Raw genomic sequence first — 15,938 nt, 5'->3', positions numbered from 1 at the left:
TTCGATTCTCCAACCCTTCTTTCAAGCCTCAAGGGATGACCATGTCGGCCGACCTCGAAAACACTCTGCTACTGACGCTCGAGACCGGGCCCGTCACGATCAAGCTGCGTCCCGACCTGGCTCCTGGCCACGTCGATCGCATCAAGGAACTGGTGCGCGAGGGCTTCTATGACGGCGTGGTGTTCCACCGCGTGATCCCCGGCTTCATGGCCCAGGGCGGCGACCCGACCGGCAGCGGCCGCGGCGGTTCGGCCAAGCCGGACATCAAGGCCGAATTCTCCAAGGAAGCCCACGTGCGCGGGATCTGCTCGATGGCCCGCACCCCCGATCCGAACTCGGCCAACAGCCAGTTCTTCATCTGCCTCGACGACGCCTCCTTCCTCGACAACCAGTACACCGTCTGGGGCCAGGTGGTCGAAGGCATGGAAAATGTCGACGCCCTGCCGACCGGCGAGCCACCGCGCACCCCCGGCAAGATCCTCAGCGCCAAGATCGGCTCCGACGCCTAGAGCATCGCGCGGAAAAGTGGCCACCGGTTTTCCGCAAAAGCGATGCGAAAACAAAAGCCTAGAGCAATCCGTGCGATTCCTATATCGCGCGGCTTGCTCTAGGACAACAAGGGCCCGGGTAAACTGGGGCCCTTTTTCCTGGTTGGCCCCTAGCGCGTGAGAGTGGCGACCACAGGACGGTGATCCGAGCCTAGGGTTGGTCCACGTTCGACACTTACGGTCTTCCAGGCCTTCCCGGCATAGACGTGATCGATGGGAAAGACGGGGAAGGGCGCGGTGGCCACTCGCGAGAACGCCCCGCTGGGCCAACTGGCCAGCGCCCGCGTCCGCCGATCGAGACCCAAGGCCTTGTCCCGGCGGCGCAGGGTGAAAGACCAAGGCGTGGAATTGAAGTCGCCGGTCACGATCAGAGTGTCATGCGGAAACCGGGCCAACGCCTTCACCAGAGTATCCGTCTGAGCTTGTTGCCGACCGGCGGGATAGGGCCACACGAAGTGCGCGCCCGCCACCGTGAAACCGCCGCCCGGATGGCTGAGCGTGGCCCAGGCGCCGGGAAGGCCGAACCCCGACTGTGCGTACTGCCCTGAGGCGGCGATTGGCCAGCGGCTGAAAATCCACGTGTCGCAGCCGTGCTTGGAGGGGCATTTCGTAGAGGCCGGATAGGCTTTGCGCAGACCGGACACCACGGGCCAGGCCCCGCCGCCGCCCTCTTCAAGCACCACCACATCGGCCTTCTGGGCCAGGAGCCAGGCGAGGGTCGTCTGGGGGTCTTCGTTCGACGCCCAGGCGTTGAACTGTATGATCTTCACGGTCGCACCGGCCTTGGCCGGGGCCATCGGCCGCCCTGCGCTTAACAGTTCGGGGATGATCAGCGCGCTGTTGCAGACGATTGCGACGGCCGCCAGGCCCAGGAAAACCTTGCGCTCGGCGTCGCGGGAGAAGGCCGTCGCCAGGGCCAGCGTCGCCAGGCCGCAGAGCAGCCACAAAGGCGCGAAATGGGTCAAGGCGTCCAACCGGTCGCTGAACATGCCGCCCATGCAGGCCAGGCCAATGACCGCGCCGACTAGGCCGAACATTAGGGTGGTGCCGCGGATGAACAGGCTGGCGAGGTCGAGGATCAAGCGCATGATCGCGCCTTAGCATGGCCTTGTGACACGCGCCGCCGCTTAGTCGCCGCCGAAGTACATCAAGCTGACATTGCGGAATTGTTGGTCGCCCACCTGCAGGTCGCCCTTCAGGACGATCCGAGGCTCGCCAGGGTCCGCCCCCTTGGCGGCCTTCAGCGCGCCCAGGTCGAGCGCGCCCGAGAACATCACCTGGCCCAACTTCGGATCGGCGCCGTGGAATCTGACGGCCTGTCCATCCACCCGGTAGGCCGTCGGCATCACGCGCAGCGAGACTGTGTGATAGGCCTGCCCCATCTCGTTGACGGCCGTCGGACTGGCGACATCCTCGAATTCCAGGAAGATCGGCGCGTAGGTGGCCGGGCGATGTCCAGACTCCCACTCGGCGAAGTCGCTGGCCTGGCCGATGTTCAGCGAGCTCAGTTTCAAGTTTCCGGATTGAACGACGGTGTCGGTGAAATAGTAGCCAAAAACGTCAAGCGCTGGATCGTGGGCGAAGGTCACGGGTTCCGGGATCGTCTTGGCCGGGGCGGCGGTCGGAGCGGCTGCGGTTTCAACCCGCTTGCTCTCGGTGGCCGGTTTGCAGGCGGCCAGCGCCAGGCAGGCGCTCAGGACGCAAAGGTGGCGCAAGGTGACGGTCATGTTTTCCCCGAGATGGTGTCGAACGCTCAGGATGGCGGCTTGGCGCGGGCTTTGTCCAATAAAGCCTGGCCCAGGCCGGAGTGTCTGCGCGCTTGACCTGACGCCCCTGTCGTGGCCTTGAAGCCGCCCCATGCGCCTGTCCGACTTCGACTTTCACCTGCCCGATGCAGCGATCGCCCTGCGGCCGGCCGAACCGCGGGATTCCGCGCGCTTGCTCGTGGTCAGGCCGGGCGAGAGCCTTGAGAACCGGATCGTTCGCGAATTACCCGACTTCCTGCGCCCCGGCGACGCCCTGGTGTTCAACGACACGCGGGTGATCCCGGCCCGGCTGATGGGCCTGCGGGCCGGGCGCGGCACCGGCGGCGGCGACGGATCTCCGGTGGCGGTCGAGGCGACGCTGCACCGCCGCGCGGCGCCCGATCGCTGGACCGCCTTCATGCGACCCGGCAAGCGGCTGAAGGCAGGCGACCGGATCGCCTTCGGCCACGACCATGACCGTGCTTGCCAGGCCGGCATGCTGGACGCCACCGTGGTCGCCAAGCACGACGGCGGCGAGATCGAGCTGGCCTTCGACTTCGCTGGCGTCGATCTGGACCTGGCCATCGCCGCCCACGGCGAGATGCCGCTGCCGCCCTATATCGCCGCCAAGCGGGCCGAGGACGACCGCGACCGGGCCGACTATCAAACGGTCTATGCCCGTGAGGACGGCTCGGTGGCCGCCCCGACCGCCGGCCTGCACTTCACCTCCGACCTGCTGGAGCGCCTGAAGGCCAGGGGCGTTGGCCTGCACTTCGTCACCCTGCACGTCGGGGCCGGCACCTTCCTGCCGGTCAAGACCGACGTGGTGGCTGAGCACAAGATGCACGCCGAATATGGCGAGGTTCCTGCCGCCGTCGCTGCGGCCTTGAACGCCGTCCGCGCCGCCGGCGGACGGATCGTCTGCGTGGGCACGACCAGCCTTCGCCTGTTGGAAAGCGCCACGAGCGAGGACGGCGTCGTGCGGCCGTTCGCCGCCGAGACCGCGATCTTCATTACCCCCGGCTATCGTTTCCGCGCCGCCGACGTGTTGATGACCAACTTCCACCTGCCCAAATCGACTCTGTTCATGCTGGTCAGCGCCTTCGCGGGCCAGGCGAGGATGAAGGCGGCCTATGAGCACGCGATCGCCACCGGCTATCGCTTCTATTCCTATGGCGACGGAAGCCTGCTGTTCCGCGCTACAACACACAAGAATGGGCCCGAGCAAAGCTGATGGCCGCCTTTCCCTTCGAGATTTCCGCCACCGATGGCGCGGCCCGCACTGGGGTCCTGAAGACCCCGCGCGGCGACATCCGCACCCCGGCCTTCATGCCGGTGGGCACCGCCGCCACGGTCAAGGCCATGACCGTCGATCAGGTGAAGGACACCGGCGCCGACATCATCCTGGGCAACACCTACCACCTGATGCTGCGGCCCACCGCCGAGCGCATCCAGCGCCTGGGCGGCTTGCACAGGTTCATGCGCTGGGACAAGCCGATCCTCACCGACAGCGGCGGCTTCCAGGTGATGAGCCTGTCGGGGATCAGCAAGGTCACCGAGGAGGCCGTCACCTTCTCCAGCCATATCGACGGCTCCAAGCACGTGTTGAGCCCCGAGCGGTCGATGGAAATCCAGGCCGACCTGCTGGGCAGCGATATTGTCATGCAACTGGACGAATGCGTCGCCTGGCCGGCCGAGGAGAAGCGGGCCCGCGAGGGCATGGAGCTGTCGGCTCGCTGGGGCGCACGCTCCAAGGCGGCGTTCGGGACCCGCGACAGCCAGGTGCTGTTTGGCATCCAGCAGGGTTCGACCTTCCGCAACCTGCGCCAGGAGTCATCGCAACGTCTGCAGGAGATTGGCTTCGACGGCTACGCCTTGGGCGGGCTGGCGGTCGGGGAGGGTCATGAGGCCATGTGCGAGGTGCTCGACTATGCGCCGGCCATGCTGCCCGCCGACAAGCCGCGCTATCTGATGGGGGTCGGCAAGCCGATCGACTTGGTCGAGGCGGTCTATCGCGGCGTCGACATGTTCGACTGCGTGCTGCCCACCCGCTCGGGCCGCCACGGCCAGGCCTGGACCTGGGAGGGGCCGATCAACCTCAAGAACGCGCGCTTCGCCGAGGACGACACCCCGCTGGACGCCAACAGCGACTGCCCGGCCAGCCGCGACTATTCCAAGGCCTATCTGCGCCACCTGTTCAAGGCCGAGGAAATCCTGGGTCAGGTGCTGCTGTCCTGGCACAACATCGCCTTCTTCCAGGCCCTCACGGCCGCCATGCGCGAGGCGATCGCACAGGGGCGGTTCGAGGCGTTTCGGCGAGATTTCAAGGCGCGGCATCTGGGCGACCGCTAAGCGGAATCGTCAGGCGTCCGAGAATGTTTAGCTTTCTCAGACACCCGCCCTTGGGGTCAGCCCCGTCGCCGCGCTTGGCGGGCGTCCAAGAAACCTAAACACAGCTGGACCTTGGCTCCGTTACAGAAACCGGACGTTCCAGAGCCTCCGTCAATCTACCAGATCTTGTAGATCGGCCTTTTCTTCTTCTTGGCCGGCGGCTCAGGCGGCGCCTGCGGTGCGTCGACCAGCGGCGCCTCGGCGTCCTTGGGCTCCGCCGCGGGGGCGTCGATCACAGGGGCGTCCTTCATCCACGGGAAGCGCTTTTCCTCGATGGGCGCGGCGGGCTTGGCCAGGTGCTGGGGCGTGGCCGGCGGATTGCAGCCGCGAGATTCACCCAGGCCCTTCAGATAGGCCCGGCGCACCGCGCCTGACGCGATAGCGGACTGCACCAATTGGTCGTGCTTTTCCGCGCCGCTCAACTTGCGGACCCAGCCGCGCATCGGGATCAGGTCCTGGGCGGCGCTGGCCATGGCGCCCAGGGCCGCCGAACCCGCCATGCGCTTGCCGCGATCCATCAGATCCTCGTTGCCGTCGGCCGGCTTGCGGTCCAGGTCTTCGCCGAGCGCCAGGTCCAGCGGCGCGACCATGGCGATCAGGGTGTCGCAGGTGATCTTCGCGCCGGGCGGCCGGGCATAGGCGTCGGCCATGGCCTCCAGCAACACCGGCGGGATCTTGGTGCGCAGCAGGTTCATGTCGCGCAGCGGCGCACTGGCCGCCCCCTCGAAGCCGGCCTTGTTGGCGTCGGAGGTGGTCTGGATCTTCGTTGGCGCCGCCGGCGGCGGCTCGCTTCGGCTCGCGCAGGCGGCCAGGATCGGAAGGGTGGCGGCGATAAGCAACAGTCTGCGCATGGGCTGACCCTAGCGCGCGGCGGGCGCGTTCGTCATCCGTCTCTTATCTATCAAAGCGCGCTTGCGGCTCAGGCGGGCGCCGACTATGTTCCGCGCCGCTTCCACCGGCCTCCCGCCGCGTCGATGCGGGCCGGTAGCTCAGTGGTAGAGCATTCGACTTTTAATCGAATGGTCGTGGGTTCGAACCCCACCCGGCCTACCAAAATCTGCTTGAAATGATTGGCTAAAGTCACCGCCTGGGCGGAGCGCTCGCGGGCGACGGCGGCCTGGCCGGCGCGCCGCCTCCTGATTGTTTCCGAGCGTCAGGCCCGTTGAAGGTTTGTGCGACGCAGGTCGGAGCTCCGAATCGCGTTGCCGGCAAAACGTGCGAAAATCTCCGTACAGCGCAGTTCGTGGCGACACCGAAAGTTGAATGGTCTAGCACTAGCTGTGGGGCAGTCGGGAGTAGGCGTTTGGCGGCGGGGGCAGGGGTTTCGCAGGGCGTATCCGCGCCTGTCTCGCAGCATGCGCCCGACGACTTCGCGCGCGCCCACGCCGCGTTGCTGCACAACAGAGACCTGCAGTTTTCTCCGACCCTCGTGAAGCCGCCGCACGTGCCCGAATGGATGGCCGCCGTCGGCGAGTTCCTGGCGGCGGTCGCGCCCGCTCTGGTCTATGTTTTCTGGGGCCTGCTGATCGTCGGGGCGGCTGTAATCCTGTTCTTCCTGGCGCGGGAGCTAATCGCCACCCGCTGGCCGTCGCTCAAGCCCGGCAAGGGGCCAGTCCTCGGCGCCGAGGACTGGAGGCCCAGCATCGCCAAGGCCCGCACCCTGCTGGAGGACGCCGATCGCCTGGCCGCCGCCGGCCGCTTCGCCGAGGCCGTCCACCTGATCCTGTTTCGCAGCATCGAGGACATCGAGGCCAAGCGCCCGGACCTGATCCGGCCCGCCTTGACCAGTCGCGACATCGCCGGATTGGACGGCGTGCCCCAAGCGGTGCGCCGCACCTTCAGCCAGATCGCCCGCGTGGTCGAACAGAGCTTCTTTGGCGGTCGGCCGGTCGGGGCCGACGGGTTCGCGGCCTGCCGCAAGGCCTATGAGGGCTTTGCCTTCGCGGAGGCCTGGCGATGAGCGACGCGAGCCTGGAGGGGCCCATCGCGGCGGACGGTGGCGTGCTATTCTCGCCCAAGGTGGTGCTGGGCATGATCCTGGCCGGGGTGTTCGCCTTCTCGGCCTTCGTGGTGCTGTCGACCTATGCGCCGGATCTGCAGTCGGGTGACAACGGCCAGGGCCATGCGCTGTCAAAATCGGCGGTAGGCTATGCCGGCTTGGTCCAGCTGCTGCGCGCGCGGGGGGATCCGGTGATTGTCAGCCGCCGGAATCTGAGCGGCGAGGAGCCGTCCCTGGTCGTGTTCACGCCCAATATGGGCGCTTCGCGCGACGCCTATCAGAAGGCCCAGCTGTCGTCCCGCACCCTGGTCGTCTTGCCCAAGTGGGGCGCGCCGCCGGATCCCCGTCATCCGGGCTGGGTGGGCGCCTTGGACCTGGCGCCGGACGCCATCATGGCCGACGCGCTGAAGGTGGTCGGCATTCCCAAGGCCGCGCTCGCGGCGCGAAAAGGGCTCGCTAACGCCCGGCTGGTCGGGGTGGCGGGCACGGTGGCGGAGGGCCTTGTGCTGGAGACAGGGCCGATCCGGGATCTCCGCGCCGTCTCTGGTCCCGGCCTTCAGCCCGTGATCGTCGACGCCCAGGGCCGCGCCATCTTGGCCCGGCGTCTGCCGACCGACACCTATTTTCTGGCCGATCCGGACCTGCTCAACACCATGGGCATGAAGGATATCCGCACCGCTCGCAGCGGCGTGGCGATCCTGGACACCCTGCGCAAACCTCAGGGCTCGATGGCCTTCGACGTAACGCTGAACGGCTTCACCCGCTCGCGCACCGCGCTCAAGCTGGCGTTCGAGCCGCCGCTGGTCGGCGCGACCCTGTGCCTGGTGGCCGCCGCCCTGTTGATGGGGCTGCACGCCGCCGCCCGGTTCCGCGCCGTCCGGCGCGGCGAGCGCGCCCTGGCCCTGGGCAAGGGCGCCCTCATCGACAATTCCGCAGGCCTGATCCGGATGGCCAAGCGTGAGCCGGCCATGGCCCCGCGCTATGCCGAGCTGCAGCGGGCCGCCGCCGTTCGCGCCATGGGCGGCTCGCGCCTGAGCGGCCAGGCCCTCACCGACTTTCTGGACCGCCAGGGGTCGCGCTTCGCCGCGACCGACAGCGTCTCGAGCCTGGATAACGAGACCCGGGCGGTCCGTTCCCCCAGCGACCTGATGAAGGTCGCCGCCAAATGGTATCAGTGGAGACTGGAGATGACCCGTGAACGTCGCTGAGGTGCAGGCGCTCGCCGGCAAGATCCGAGCCGAGACGGCCAAGGCCGTGGTCGGCCAGAACGACACCATCGACCTGATGCTGACGGCCCTGTTCGCCGGCGGTCACGTGCTGCTGGAAGGTCCGCCCGGCACGGCCAAGACCTTCCTGGCCCAGTGCTTCGCCCAGGCGGTGAACCTGCAGTTCGGGCGTATCCAGTTCACGCCCGACCTGATGCCGGGCGACATTCTGGGCGCCAATCTGTTCAACTTCCAGACCAGCGCCTTCACCTTGGTCAAGGGGCCGATCTTCTGCGAGCTGCTGTTGGCCGACGAAATCAACCGCACCCCGCCCAAGACCCAGGCGGCGCTGCTGGAAGCCATGCAGGAGCGCAACGTCACCCTGGACGGCGTCCGACACCCGCTGAGCGACCGCTTCATGGTGGTGGCCACCCAAAACCCGCTGGAGCAGCAGGGCACCTATCCGCTACCCGAGGCCCAGCTGGACCGCTTTCTGTTCAAGCACGTCCTGGCCTATCCCAGCCTGGCCGAGGAGACGGCCATCGTCTCCACCCATGGCAGCCGCACCGGCCAGCCGTCGCCCGAGGGGTTCGGCGTTAATCCAGCTGGTGACAGCGCGACGATCGCCGAAGCCGTCGCGGCGGTGGCGACCGTGCGCCTGACCGACGACATCGTCCGCTACATCGTCGGGGTGGTGCGGGCGACCCGCGACACTGGCGAGCTGTCGGGCGGCGCCTCGCCACGCTGCGCCGCCATGCTGGCGGTGGCCTCCCGGGCCCGCGCGGCGCTGGAAGGCCGCGACTATGTGATCCCCGACGACGTCAAGGCCCTGGCCCTGCCGGCCCTGCGCCACCGGGTGATCCTGTCCCCGGCCGCCGAGATCGAGGGCCGCAAGGTCGATGACGTGGTGCGCGGCCTGGTCGACCAGGTCGAGGCCCCGCGGTGAGCCGGGTGGAATAGGACCAGGCCTTGCGGACCTACCCCACCGCCAGAGCGATCCTGCTGATGGTCCTGGGCGCGCCCCTGGCCCTGATGCTGGCGCTCGTCTCGGCGCGGCTATGGTTGCTGGGGCCCGCCTGGATCGCGTTGGTCGCGGCGCTGCTGTTCATCGACGCCCTGCTGGCCCCCGGCCGCCGGAAGATGCAGCTGACCCTGACCGCGCCCGCGTCGCTGGCCAGCGGCGCGACCCAGCAGGCTCTGTTCCAGGCGGTGTTTCCGCGCGGCGTGGCGCCGTTCAGCGTGGAGTTCGCCGTCGATCTGAATGACCGGCTGGAAGCCTCGCCGGCCCACGGGCGGGCTCGGGTGCGCGATCGCCAGGCCGGCCTGCGCTTCGACCTGACGGCGACCCGGCGCGGGGAGGGGATCGTCCATCGCCTCTCGGCCCGTTGGCGCGGCCCGTTGGGCCTGATGTGGAAGCAGCGCGACGACCGGCTGGAGCGGGTGATCCCGGTCACCCTCGACATCGCGGGGATCAAGGAAGAGGCCCTGCGCCTGTTCTCCCGCGAGGCCTCGATCGGCCATCGCCTGCAACTGGACCTGGGCGGCGGCAGCGACTTCCACGCCCTGACCGATTTTCGGCCCGGCATGAACCGCCGGGCGATCGACTGGAAGCAGTCGGCCCGGCACGGGGCCTTGCTGGCCAAGGAATTCCACGTCGAGCGTAACCACCACATCGTCGCCGCCATCGACACCGGCCGGCTGATGAGCCAGCCCTTGCTGGGGCGGCCGCGCCTGGACCACGCGCTCAACGCCACCCTGCTGCTGGCCTATGTGGGCCTGAAGATGGGCGACAAGGTCGGACTCTTCGGCTTCGACGCCCGGCCCAATGTAATCAGCGGCGTGACCTCCGGCCCCAACGCCTTTCCGGCCCTGCAACGCCTGGCCTCGGCGATCGACTATTCGGCCGAGGAGACCAACTACACCCTGGGCCTGACCCAGCTGGCGGGCCAGCTCAGCCGCCGCTCGCTGATCGTGGTGTTCACCGACATCGCCGATTCCACCAGCGCGGAGCTGATGCTGGAAAATGTCGGCCGCCTGTTGCGCCAGCATCTGGTGCTGTTCGTGATGATGCGCGACGAGGAGCTGGAGGCCATCGAGCGCAAGCCGCCAGAGAGCCCCGACGACGTGTCCAGCGCCGTCGTCGCCGCGTCGCTGATGCGCGAGCGCGAGTTGGTGGTCGGCCGCCTGCGCCGCATGGGCGTCGAGATCGTCGAGGCCCCCGCCGACCAGGTCGGCCCGGCCCTGTTGGCCAGCTATCTGGACCTCAAGCGTCGGGATCTACTGTGATGGAACAGCTGCAGCTGAAAAGCTCCCGCTTCCGCGCCGAGCGCGAGGACGACTGGCGGCGGCTGGAAAAGCTGCTGGCCAAGGTCGGCAAGGGTTCGGCCCGGGCGCTGAGCGACGAGGAACTTCTGGCCATGCCGGTGCTCTATCGCCAGGCTCTGTCGTCGCTGTCGGTGGCCCGCGCCACCTCGCTGGACCAGAGCCTGGTCGACTATCTGGAAAGCCTCAGCACCCGGGCCTATTTCTTCGTCTACGGCACGCGCTCCAGCTTGGTGGAGCGGCTCAGCGGCTTTTTTGCGCGCGAGTGGCCGGCGGCCGCCAAGGCCCTGTGGCGCGAGACCCTGTTCAGTTTCGCCCTGACCCTGATCGGCGTTGCAGCGGCCTATTATCTGACCATGCACGACACCGAGTGGTTCCACGCCTTCGTGCCCGAGAGCCTGGCCGGCGGGCGCGGTCCGGCGGCCACGACCGAGGCGATGCGGGCCACCCTCTATGACAAGGGCGGCGACCATTCAGGCCTGTCGGTATTCGCCGCCTTCCTGTTCACCCACAATTCCGGCGTGGCGATCTTCGCCTTCGCGCTGGGGTTCGCCTTCTGCCTGCCGACCGCCATGCTGATGACCTATAACGGCGCCATGCTCGGCGCCTTCCTGGCCGCCTTCATGATGCGCGGCTTGGGCTTCGAGGCCGGCGGCTGGTTGGCCATCCATGGCGTGACCGAGATCTCGGCGGTCATCCTGGCCGGGGCTGCTGGCCTGCGGATCGGCTGGACCCTGGCCTTCCCCGGCGACCAGAGCCGACCCGCTGCGATGGCGCAGGCGGGCCGCCAATCGGCCACCTTGATGGCCGGGGTGGTGGTGATGCTGTTCTGCGCCGGCATATTGGAAGGCGTGGGGCGGCAGGTGATCCAGAACGACTTTGCCCGCTATGGCATAGCCCTGGCGACCCTGATCCTTTGGCCGGCCTATCTCTACCTGCCTCGCCGCAGAAAGGCCGGGTCGTGAAGCTCAAGCGCGCGAAAAAGGCCCCCACCACCGTAGTCGCGTCGCCAGGCGACCTGTCGGCGCACGACGCGCGGCGGTCCAGGTCGCTGGTGACGCCGGAGGGCGTGGACCTGCACCTGCGACTGGGCGACGCCGGCGAACGGGCCGCGGCCCTGCTGATCGACCTGGCGATCATCGTGGGCGTGTTGATCGCCTTCAGCCTGGTGACCCTGCTCGCCTTCTTTGGAGCGAAGGGCAAGGGCGGCGACGTCATAGCCACGGTTTGGATGCTGGTGTTCTTCGTGCTGCGGAACCTCTATTTCGTCATCTTCGAGCTGACGCCGGGGGCCGCGACGCCGGGCAAGCGGGCGATGGGCCTGCGGGTGGCGGCGCGCAACGGCGGACGCCTGACGGCCGACGCGATCTTCGCCCGTAACGCCATGCGCGAGATCGAGCTGTATCTGCCGCTGAGCTTCCTGATCGTCAACAACAGCCAGGTCGGCGCCTGGATCAGCCTGGCGGGCCTGCTCTGGTGCGGGGTTTTCCTGCTGTTCCCGCTGTTCAACCGCGATCGCTTGCGCGTGGGCGACCTGGTGGCTGGAACCTGGGTGGTCAAGGCCCCGCGCCGCAAGCTTGTCCCGGACCTGGCGCGGACTTCGCGCCCGTCGCCCGGACGCTTCGCCTTCACTCAGGCGCAGCTCGACGCCTATGGGGTCAAGGAACTGCACGTGCTCGAGGATGTGCTGCGCCGCTACGAGACCAAGACCATCGCCCTGGTGGCCGCCCGCATCCGCCTGAAGATCGGCTGGAAGGTCGCCCCCGAAGAGTCGGACGGCGACTTCCTGGCCGCCTATTACGCGGCCCTGCGCGGGCGGCTGGAGTTGCGGCTGCTGCTGGGCAAGCGCCGCAAGGACAAGCACGACCAGTCTTAGCCGTGGATCGGCTGGGGACACACACTCATGCCTCGCCTTGCGCCAAGATCACAACGGTCGTGGGATGACTGTCTGTCCCCAACTTCGCACGCTGTTTTGGGCTAGGCTGCTGATCTTGCTGAGCTAAATCTTTATCCCCAGCAGTCACTCCCGGCGCCCGTATCCTCATCTCACCTCGTCGCATGGAAAGGGCGCATGGCCAGCGACCGATGCGGCGGCGGGGGGCGATCGAGCGGGGCTGGGCGTGAGGGGGTTACTCACGCGTGTCCGGGGACTTCCATCGTTGGGGGAGCCCGCCCGCCGTCGGCGTCGACGGGGAACCAGCGTGCGTGTCTTGATGATCCGCGCCCCCGTCACCGGAAACCGTCGGAAACGACGGGGTCCGGATCCGGCTAGGCCTTAACAGGGCCGCCCACCGGACGCGGACGGATAACGATGGCGCGGAGCGATCGGCTTCGTCGAAACGGTACACACTAGACAACACTCCGGACGATGTCCGGCGCTCCGCGACCCTTTCCACCTCTTCAGCGGCCGTCCGCGTGAAGTCCTCCCCCCGTGGCGGAGATGTCGGCGAAGCCGACGGTGGGGGGGAGGGATCGGATGTCGGCCATACCTATGATTGCCGACCCCGACACTCCCCCCACCGGTCGCTGCGCGACGACCTCCCCCCGTGGGGAGGACTTAGCCAGCGCTTTCGTTTCCGCCGCTCACCTTCTATATGCAACCGCTCCTCGACTCCCCCGGAAGACCCATGTCGCGCATCCTGATCACCTCCGCCCTGCCGTACATCAACGGCATCAAGCACCTGGGCAATCTGGCGGGATCGATGTTGCCGGCCGACGTCTATGCGCGGTTCCAGCGGGCCCGGGGTAACGACACCCTCTACATCTGCGCCACCGACGAACACGGCACCCCGGCCGAGCTGGCCGCCGCCGCCGCTGGCCAGGACGTGGCCGAATATTGCGCCGAGCAGCACGTGATCCAGCACGACATCGGCCGGGCCTTCGGCCTGTCCTGGGACCATTTCGGCCGCTCGTCCTCGCCGCAAAACCATCGCCTGACCCAGCACTTCTGCGAGGTGCTGGAAGCGCGCGGCCTGATCGAGGAGCGGGTCGACCAGATGGTCTATTCCATCGACGACGCGCGCTTCCTGCCCGACCGCTACATCGAGGGCACCTGCCCGCACTGCGGCTTCGAAAAGGCTCGCGGCGACCAATGCGACAACTGCGGCAACCTGCTGGACCCCACCGACCTGAAGGATCCCTATTCGGTGATCTCCGGCTCGCGAAACCTGGAGGTGCGCGACACCCGCCACCTCTACCTTCTTCAGACGAAGGTGGCCGACCGGATCCGGGCCTGGATCGACACCCGCCGGGACTGGCAGCTGCTGGCCAAGTCCATCGCCTACAAGCACCTTGACGAGGGCCTGATCGACCGGGGCATCACCCGCGACCTGGCCTGGGGCATCCCGGTGACCAAGGGCGAGTTCCCGCGTCCGGGCTTCGAGGACAAGGTCTTCTATGTCTGGTTCGACGCCCCGATCGAATATATCGCCGCCACCCAGGAATGGGCCGACCAGGGCGCGGGCCGCGACTGGAAGTCGTGGTGGCGCACCGATGCGGGCGCTGACGACGTTCGCTACGTTCAGTTCATGGGCAAGGACAATGTCGCCTTCCACACGGTCAGCTTTCCCGCGACCATCCTCGGCTCGGAGGAGCCCTGGAAAAGCGTCGACATGCTCAAGGCCTTCAACTGGCTGAACTGGTACGGCGGCAAGTTCTCGACCTCGAACAAGCGCGGCGTGTTCATGGACGCGGCCCTGGAGATCCTGCCGCCCGACTTCTGGCGCTGGTACCTGACCTCCAATGCGCCGGAGAGCAGCGACACCGCCTTCACCTGGGAGCAGTTCGCCAGCGCCATCAACCGCGACCTGGCCGACGTGCTGGGCAATTTCGTCAACCGCATCCTGAAATTCACCGAAGGCAAGTTTGACGGCGTGATCCCCGACGGCGGCGCGCCTGGGCCGCTGGAGGAGAAGCTGTATGCCGACGTCTCCGCCCGCCTGGCTGACTTGACCGAGCAGATGGACGCCATCGAGGTGCGCAAGAGCGCCCAGGCCCTGCGCGCGCTCTGGGTGGTCGGCAACGAATATCTGCAGGAAGCCGCGCCTTGGACGGCGATCAAGACCGACCGCGATCGCGCCGCCGTGATCGTCCGCACCGCCCTGAACCTGGCGGCGCTGTATGCCCGGATCTCGGCGCCGTTCATCCCGTTCGCGGCCGAGAAGATCGCCGAGGCGTTCGCGATACCGTGGCCGCCCGAGTGGCCGACCACCGACGCGGCGGCCGAGCTGTCGATCCTGCCCGTCGGCCTGTCGGTGCGGGCGCCGGAGGTGCTCTTCAAGAAGATCGAGGACGACCAGATCGCTGAATGGACCGAGCGGTTCGGCGGGGCGGAGTAATGTCGTCCTTCTCCCCTTTCGGGAGAAGGTGGTCTCGCGGAGCGAGGTCGGATGAGGAGCTGACGGACGGGTCCGCCGCGAGCGGGCAGGGCGGCGCGCCCCCTCATCTGTCAGCTTTGCTGACACCTTCTCCCGCAAGGGGAGAAGGGATTTGAAGGCGGCGTCCCAAACCCGCCTGGGCCTGTTCTACGTCGTCTCCTATCTTGGCACCGGCGTCAGCCTGCCGTTCATCGCCACCTATTTCCATTCGCGCGGCCTGACGGGCGCCCAGATCGGGTTGACCCTGGCCCTGCCGATGCTGATCCGGCCGTTCACCGGTCCGGCCCTAGCGGTGTGGGCCGATGGCTTCGCCCTGCGGCGCACCCCCCTGGCGTGGCTGGCTTTAGGGGCGGGGGCCGGCTATCTCGCCCTGCTGGCCGCCCCGGGGTTCCCGGCTCTGCTGCTTTGCTGGCTGGTCGCCATGACCTGCCTGACCACCCTGACCCCGTTGATCGACGTCATCACCCTGCGGCGCTCGAGGCTGGAGGGCTTCAACTACGGCGTGCCGCGCGGCGCGGGCTCGGCGGCCTTCATCGTCGGCAACCTGGCCATGGGCGCATTGCTGGCGGTGGCGGCGCCGAGCATCATCCCGATCTGGATCGCCGTGGCCGTGCTGGGCTGCGGCCTGGTCGCCCTGACGATCCTGCCGCCCGACCGGGTGCACGAAACTCAGGTGGCGCCGGACAAGTCGATGCGCTGGAAGGGGCTCGGCACGCTGCTCCGCGACAAGACCTTCCTGCTCGCCGTGGTGACCGCCGGCCTGATCCAGGGAACCCACGCTTTCTACTATGGCTTCTCGACCCTGCTCTGGCGGCGCGAGGGAATTTCCGAACCGATGATCGGCGTGCTCTGGGGCGTCGGCGTGGCGGTCGAGGTCGGCTTCATGTGGTTCGCCGAGCCCTGGCGGCGCAAGGTCGGGCCCGAACGACTGCTGGTGCTGGGCGGGGCGGCCGCGGTGATCCGCTGGACGGCCCTGGCGTTCGCCCCGCCGCTATGGCTGCTGTTTCCGCTGCAGGCCCTGCACGCCCTGACCTTCGCGGCCAGCTTCATGGCCTCGCTGCGCCTGATCGAGCGCTTGGCCCCGCCGCAGAGCGCCTCGGCCGCCCAAGCGATCAACTCGGCCCTGTCGGCTGGTTTCATGCTCGGGGTGGCTACCCTGGCGTCTGGCCCGCTGTTCGACGTCTTCGGGGTGAGGGGGTATCTGGTGATGGCGGTGATGGGCGCGCTGGGGCTGATCGGGGCGTTGAGGCTGACGGGGCTGGCGGGTCGCTAAGTCGGGTTGGGGACCACGCACAAGTGCATGTCCCCGTCAGAGACCCGGCCGGGGACATGCACTTGTGCGTGTCCCCATT

14 protein-coding genes and 1 tRNA gene are annotated in these 15,938 nt (G+C 67.8%); 12 read left to right on the top strand and 3 right to left on the bottom strand.

The genetic code is table 11. From position 1 onward, the window contains the following. Window positions 1-41: 41 nt before the first annotated feature. Window positions 42-509 (top strand): peptidylprolyl isomerase, encoded by a 468-nt coding sequence (locus ACP7AG_RS09050; protein ID WP_426012070.1) that lies wholly within the window; start codon window positions 42-44, stop codon window positions 507-509. 149 nt (window positions 510-658) lie between these two features. Here the strand turns inward: ACP7AG_RS09050 and ACP7AG_RS09045 are convergent, their stop codons facing one another. Beyond that, entirely contained in the window at window positions 659-1,636 is a 978-nt protein-coding gene (locus ACP7AG_RS09045) for an endonuclease/exonuclease/phosphatase family protein (protein WP_426030587.1), read from the bottom strand. A gap of 39 nt (window positions 1,637-1,675) precedes the next feature. Further along, window positions 1,676-2,275, bottom strand: a complete 600-nt coding sequence (locus ACP7AG_RS09040) for a hypothetical protein (RefSeq protein WP_426030586.1) — start codon at window positions 2,273-2,275, stop codon at window positions 1,676-1,678. A gap of 130 nt (window positions 2,276-2,405) precedes the next feature. Here ACP7AG_RS09040 and queA point away from each other — a divergent pair, with 130 nt between their 5' ends. Together queA and tgt are read left to right on the top strand one after the other, a co-directional pair. Further along, window positions 2,406-3,527, top strand: coding sequence for a tRNA preQ1(34) S-adenosylmethionine ribosyltransferase-isomerase QueA (queA, locus tag ACP7AG_RS09035; RefSeq protein WP_426030585.1), 1,122 nt, complete (start codon window positions 2,406-2,408; stop codon window positions 3,525-3,527). Then, complete coding sequence (tgt, locus tag ACP7AG_RS09030) at window positions 3,527-4,645, top strand: tRNA guanosine(34) transglycosylase Tgt (protein ID WP_426012063.1); 1,119 nt, start codon at window positions 3,527-3,529, stop codon at window positions 4,643-4,645. The genes queA and tgt overlap by 1 nt, the downstream gene beginning before the upstream one ends. A 155-nt stretch (window positions 4,646-4,800) precedes the next feature. On the opposite strand, the gene ACP7AG_RS09025 is transcribed toward tgt, so the two are convergent. Then, window positions 4,801-5,535 carry a hypothetical protein gene (locus ACP7AG_RS09025; RefSeq protein ID WP_426012062.1) on the bottom strand — a complete coding sequence of 245 codons (735 nt, stop codon included), beginning with the start codon at window positions 5,533-5,535 and terminating at the stop codon, window positions 4,801-4,803. Between the two features lie 127 nt (window positions 5,536-5,662). On the opposite strand from ACP7AG_RS09025, the gene ACP7AG_RS09020 reads away from it, so the two are divergent. From ACP7AG_RS09020 to ACP7AG_RS08980, 9 genes are all read left to right on the top strand, one after another. Further along, window positions 5,663-5,737: transfer RNA gene (locus ACP7AG_RS09020), tRNA-Lys, on the top strand. 250 nt (window positions 5,738-5,987) lie between these two features. Then, window positions 5,988-6,644: a hypothetical protein gene (locus tag ACP7AG_RS09015; protein ID WP_426030584.1), complete on the top strand. Its 657-nt coding sequence runs from the start codon at window positions 5,988-5,990 to the stop codon at window positions 6,642-6,644. Continuing rightward, window positions 6,641-7,891, top strand: coding sequence for a hypothetical protein (locus ACP7AG_RS09010; protein ID WP_426030583.1), 1,251 nt, complete (start codon window positions 6,641-6,643; stop codon window positions 7,889-7,891). The genes ACP7AG_RS09015 and ACP7AG_RS09010 overlap by 4 nt, the downstream gene beginning before the upstream one ends. After that, window positions 7,878-8,834 (top strand): AAA family ATPase, encoded by a 957-nt coding sequence (locus ACP7AG_RS09005; protein ID WP_426012056.1) that lies wholly within the window; start codon window positions 7,878-7,880, stop codon window positions 8,832-8,834. The genes ACP7AG_RS09010 and ACP7AG_RS09005 overlap by 14 nt, the downstream gene beginning before the upstream one ends. 23 nt (window positions 8,835-8,857) lie before the next feature. Beyond that, complete coding sequence (locus ACP7AG_RS09000; RefSeq protein WP_426012054.1) at window positions 8,858-10,174, top strand: DUF58 domain-containing protein; 1,317 nt, start codon at window positions 8,858-8,860, stop codon at window positions 10,172-10,174. Further along, the gene (locus tag ACP7AG_RS08995) at window positions 10,174-11,175 is read left to right on the top strand and encodes a stage II sporulation protein M (protein ID WP_426012052.1); all 1,002 of its coding nucleotides are present in this window, start codon (window positions 10,174-10,176) and stop codon (window positions 11,173-11,175) included. The genes ACP7AG_RS09000 and ACP7AG_RS08995 overlap by 1 nt, the downstream gene beginning before the upstream one ends. Beyond that, window positions 11,172-12,086 carry an RDD family protein gene (locus ACP7AG_RS08990; protein ID WP_426012051.1) on the top strand — a complete coding sequence of 305 codons (915 nt, stop codon included), beginning with the start codon at window positions 11,172-11,174 and terminating at the stop codon, window positions 12,084-12,086. Before ACP7AG_RS08995 ends, ACP7AG_RS08990 begins: the two co-directional genes overlap by 4 nt. Before the next feature lie 751 nt (window positions 12,087-12,837). Continuing rightward, on the top strand, window positions 12,838-14,547 hold the full coding sequence (metG, locus tag ACP7AG_RS08985; RefSeq protein ID WP_426030582.1) for a methionine--tRNA ligase: 1,710 nt from the start codon (window positions 12,838-12,840) through the stop codon (window positions 14,545-14,547). 151 nt (window positions 14,548-14,698) lie between these two features. Next, on the top strand, window positions 14,699-15,859 hold the full coding sequence (locus tag ACP7AG_RS08980; RefSeq protein WP_426012047.1) for an MFS transporter: 1,161 nt from the start codon (window positions 14,699-14,701) through the stop codon (window positions 15,857-15,859). Window positions 15,860-15,938: the final 79 nt, after the last annotated feature.

This window comes from Caulobacter sp. DWP3-1-3b2 (assembly GCF_049896325.1).
GTDB lineage: Bacteria > Pseudomonadota > Alphaproteobacteria > Caulobacterales > Caulobacteraceae > Caulobacter.
The sequence above is the reverse complement of the archived record's forward strand: the minus strand, read 5'-3'. Positions and strand labels throughout refer to the sequence as shown.

What these genes read in the sequence shown, in the direction of transcription:
- ACP7AG_RS09050 (WP_426012070.1), top strand. Translation starts at nt 42, where the DNA reads ATGTCGGCCGACCTCGAAAACACTCTGCTACTGACGCTCGAGACCGGG.
- ACP7AG_RS09045 (WP_426030587.1), bottom strand. Translation starts at nt 1,636, where the DNA reads ATGCGCTTGATCCTCGACCTCGCCAGCCTGTTCATCCGCGGCACCACC.
- ACP7AG_RS09040 (WP_426030586.1), bottom strand. Translation starts at nt 2,275, where the DNA reads ATGACCGTCACCTTGCGCCACCTTTGCGTCCTGAGCGCCTGCCTGGCG.
- queA (WP_426030585.1), top strand. Translation starts at nt 2,406, where the DNA reads ATGCGCCTGTCCGACTTCGACTTTCACCTGCCCGATGCAGCGATCGCC.
- tgt (WP_426012063.1), top strand. Translation starts at nt 3,527, where the DNA reads ATGGCCGCCTTTCCCTTCGAGATTTCCGCCACCGATGGCGCGGCCCGC.
- ACP7AG_RS09025 (WP_426012062.1), bottom strand. Translation starts at nt 5,535, where the DNA reads ATGCGCAGACTGTTGCTTATCGCCGCCACCCTTCCGATCCTGGCCGCC.
- ACP7AG_RS09010 (WP_426030583.1), top strand. Translation starts at nt 6,641, where the DNA reads ATGAGCGACGCGAGCCTGGAGGGGCCCATCGCGGCGGACGGTGGCGTG.
- ACP7AG_RS08995 (WP_426012052.1), top strand. Translation starts at nt 10,174, where the DNA reads ATGGAACAGCTGCAGCTGAAAAGCTCCCGCTTCCGCGCCGAGCGCGAG.
- metG (WP_426030582.1), top strand. Translation starts at nt 12,838, where the DNA reads ATGTCGCGCATCCTGATCACCTCCGCCCTGCCGTACATCAACGGCATC.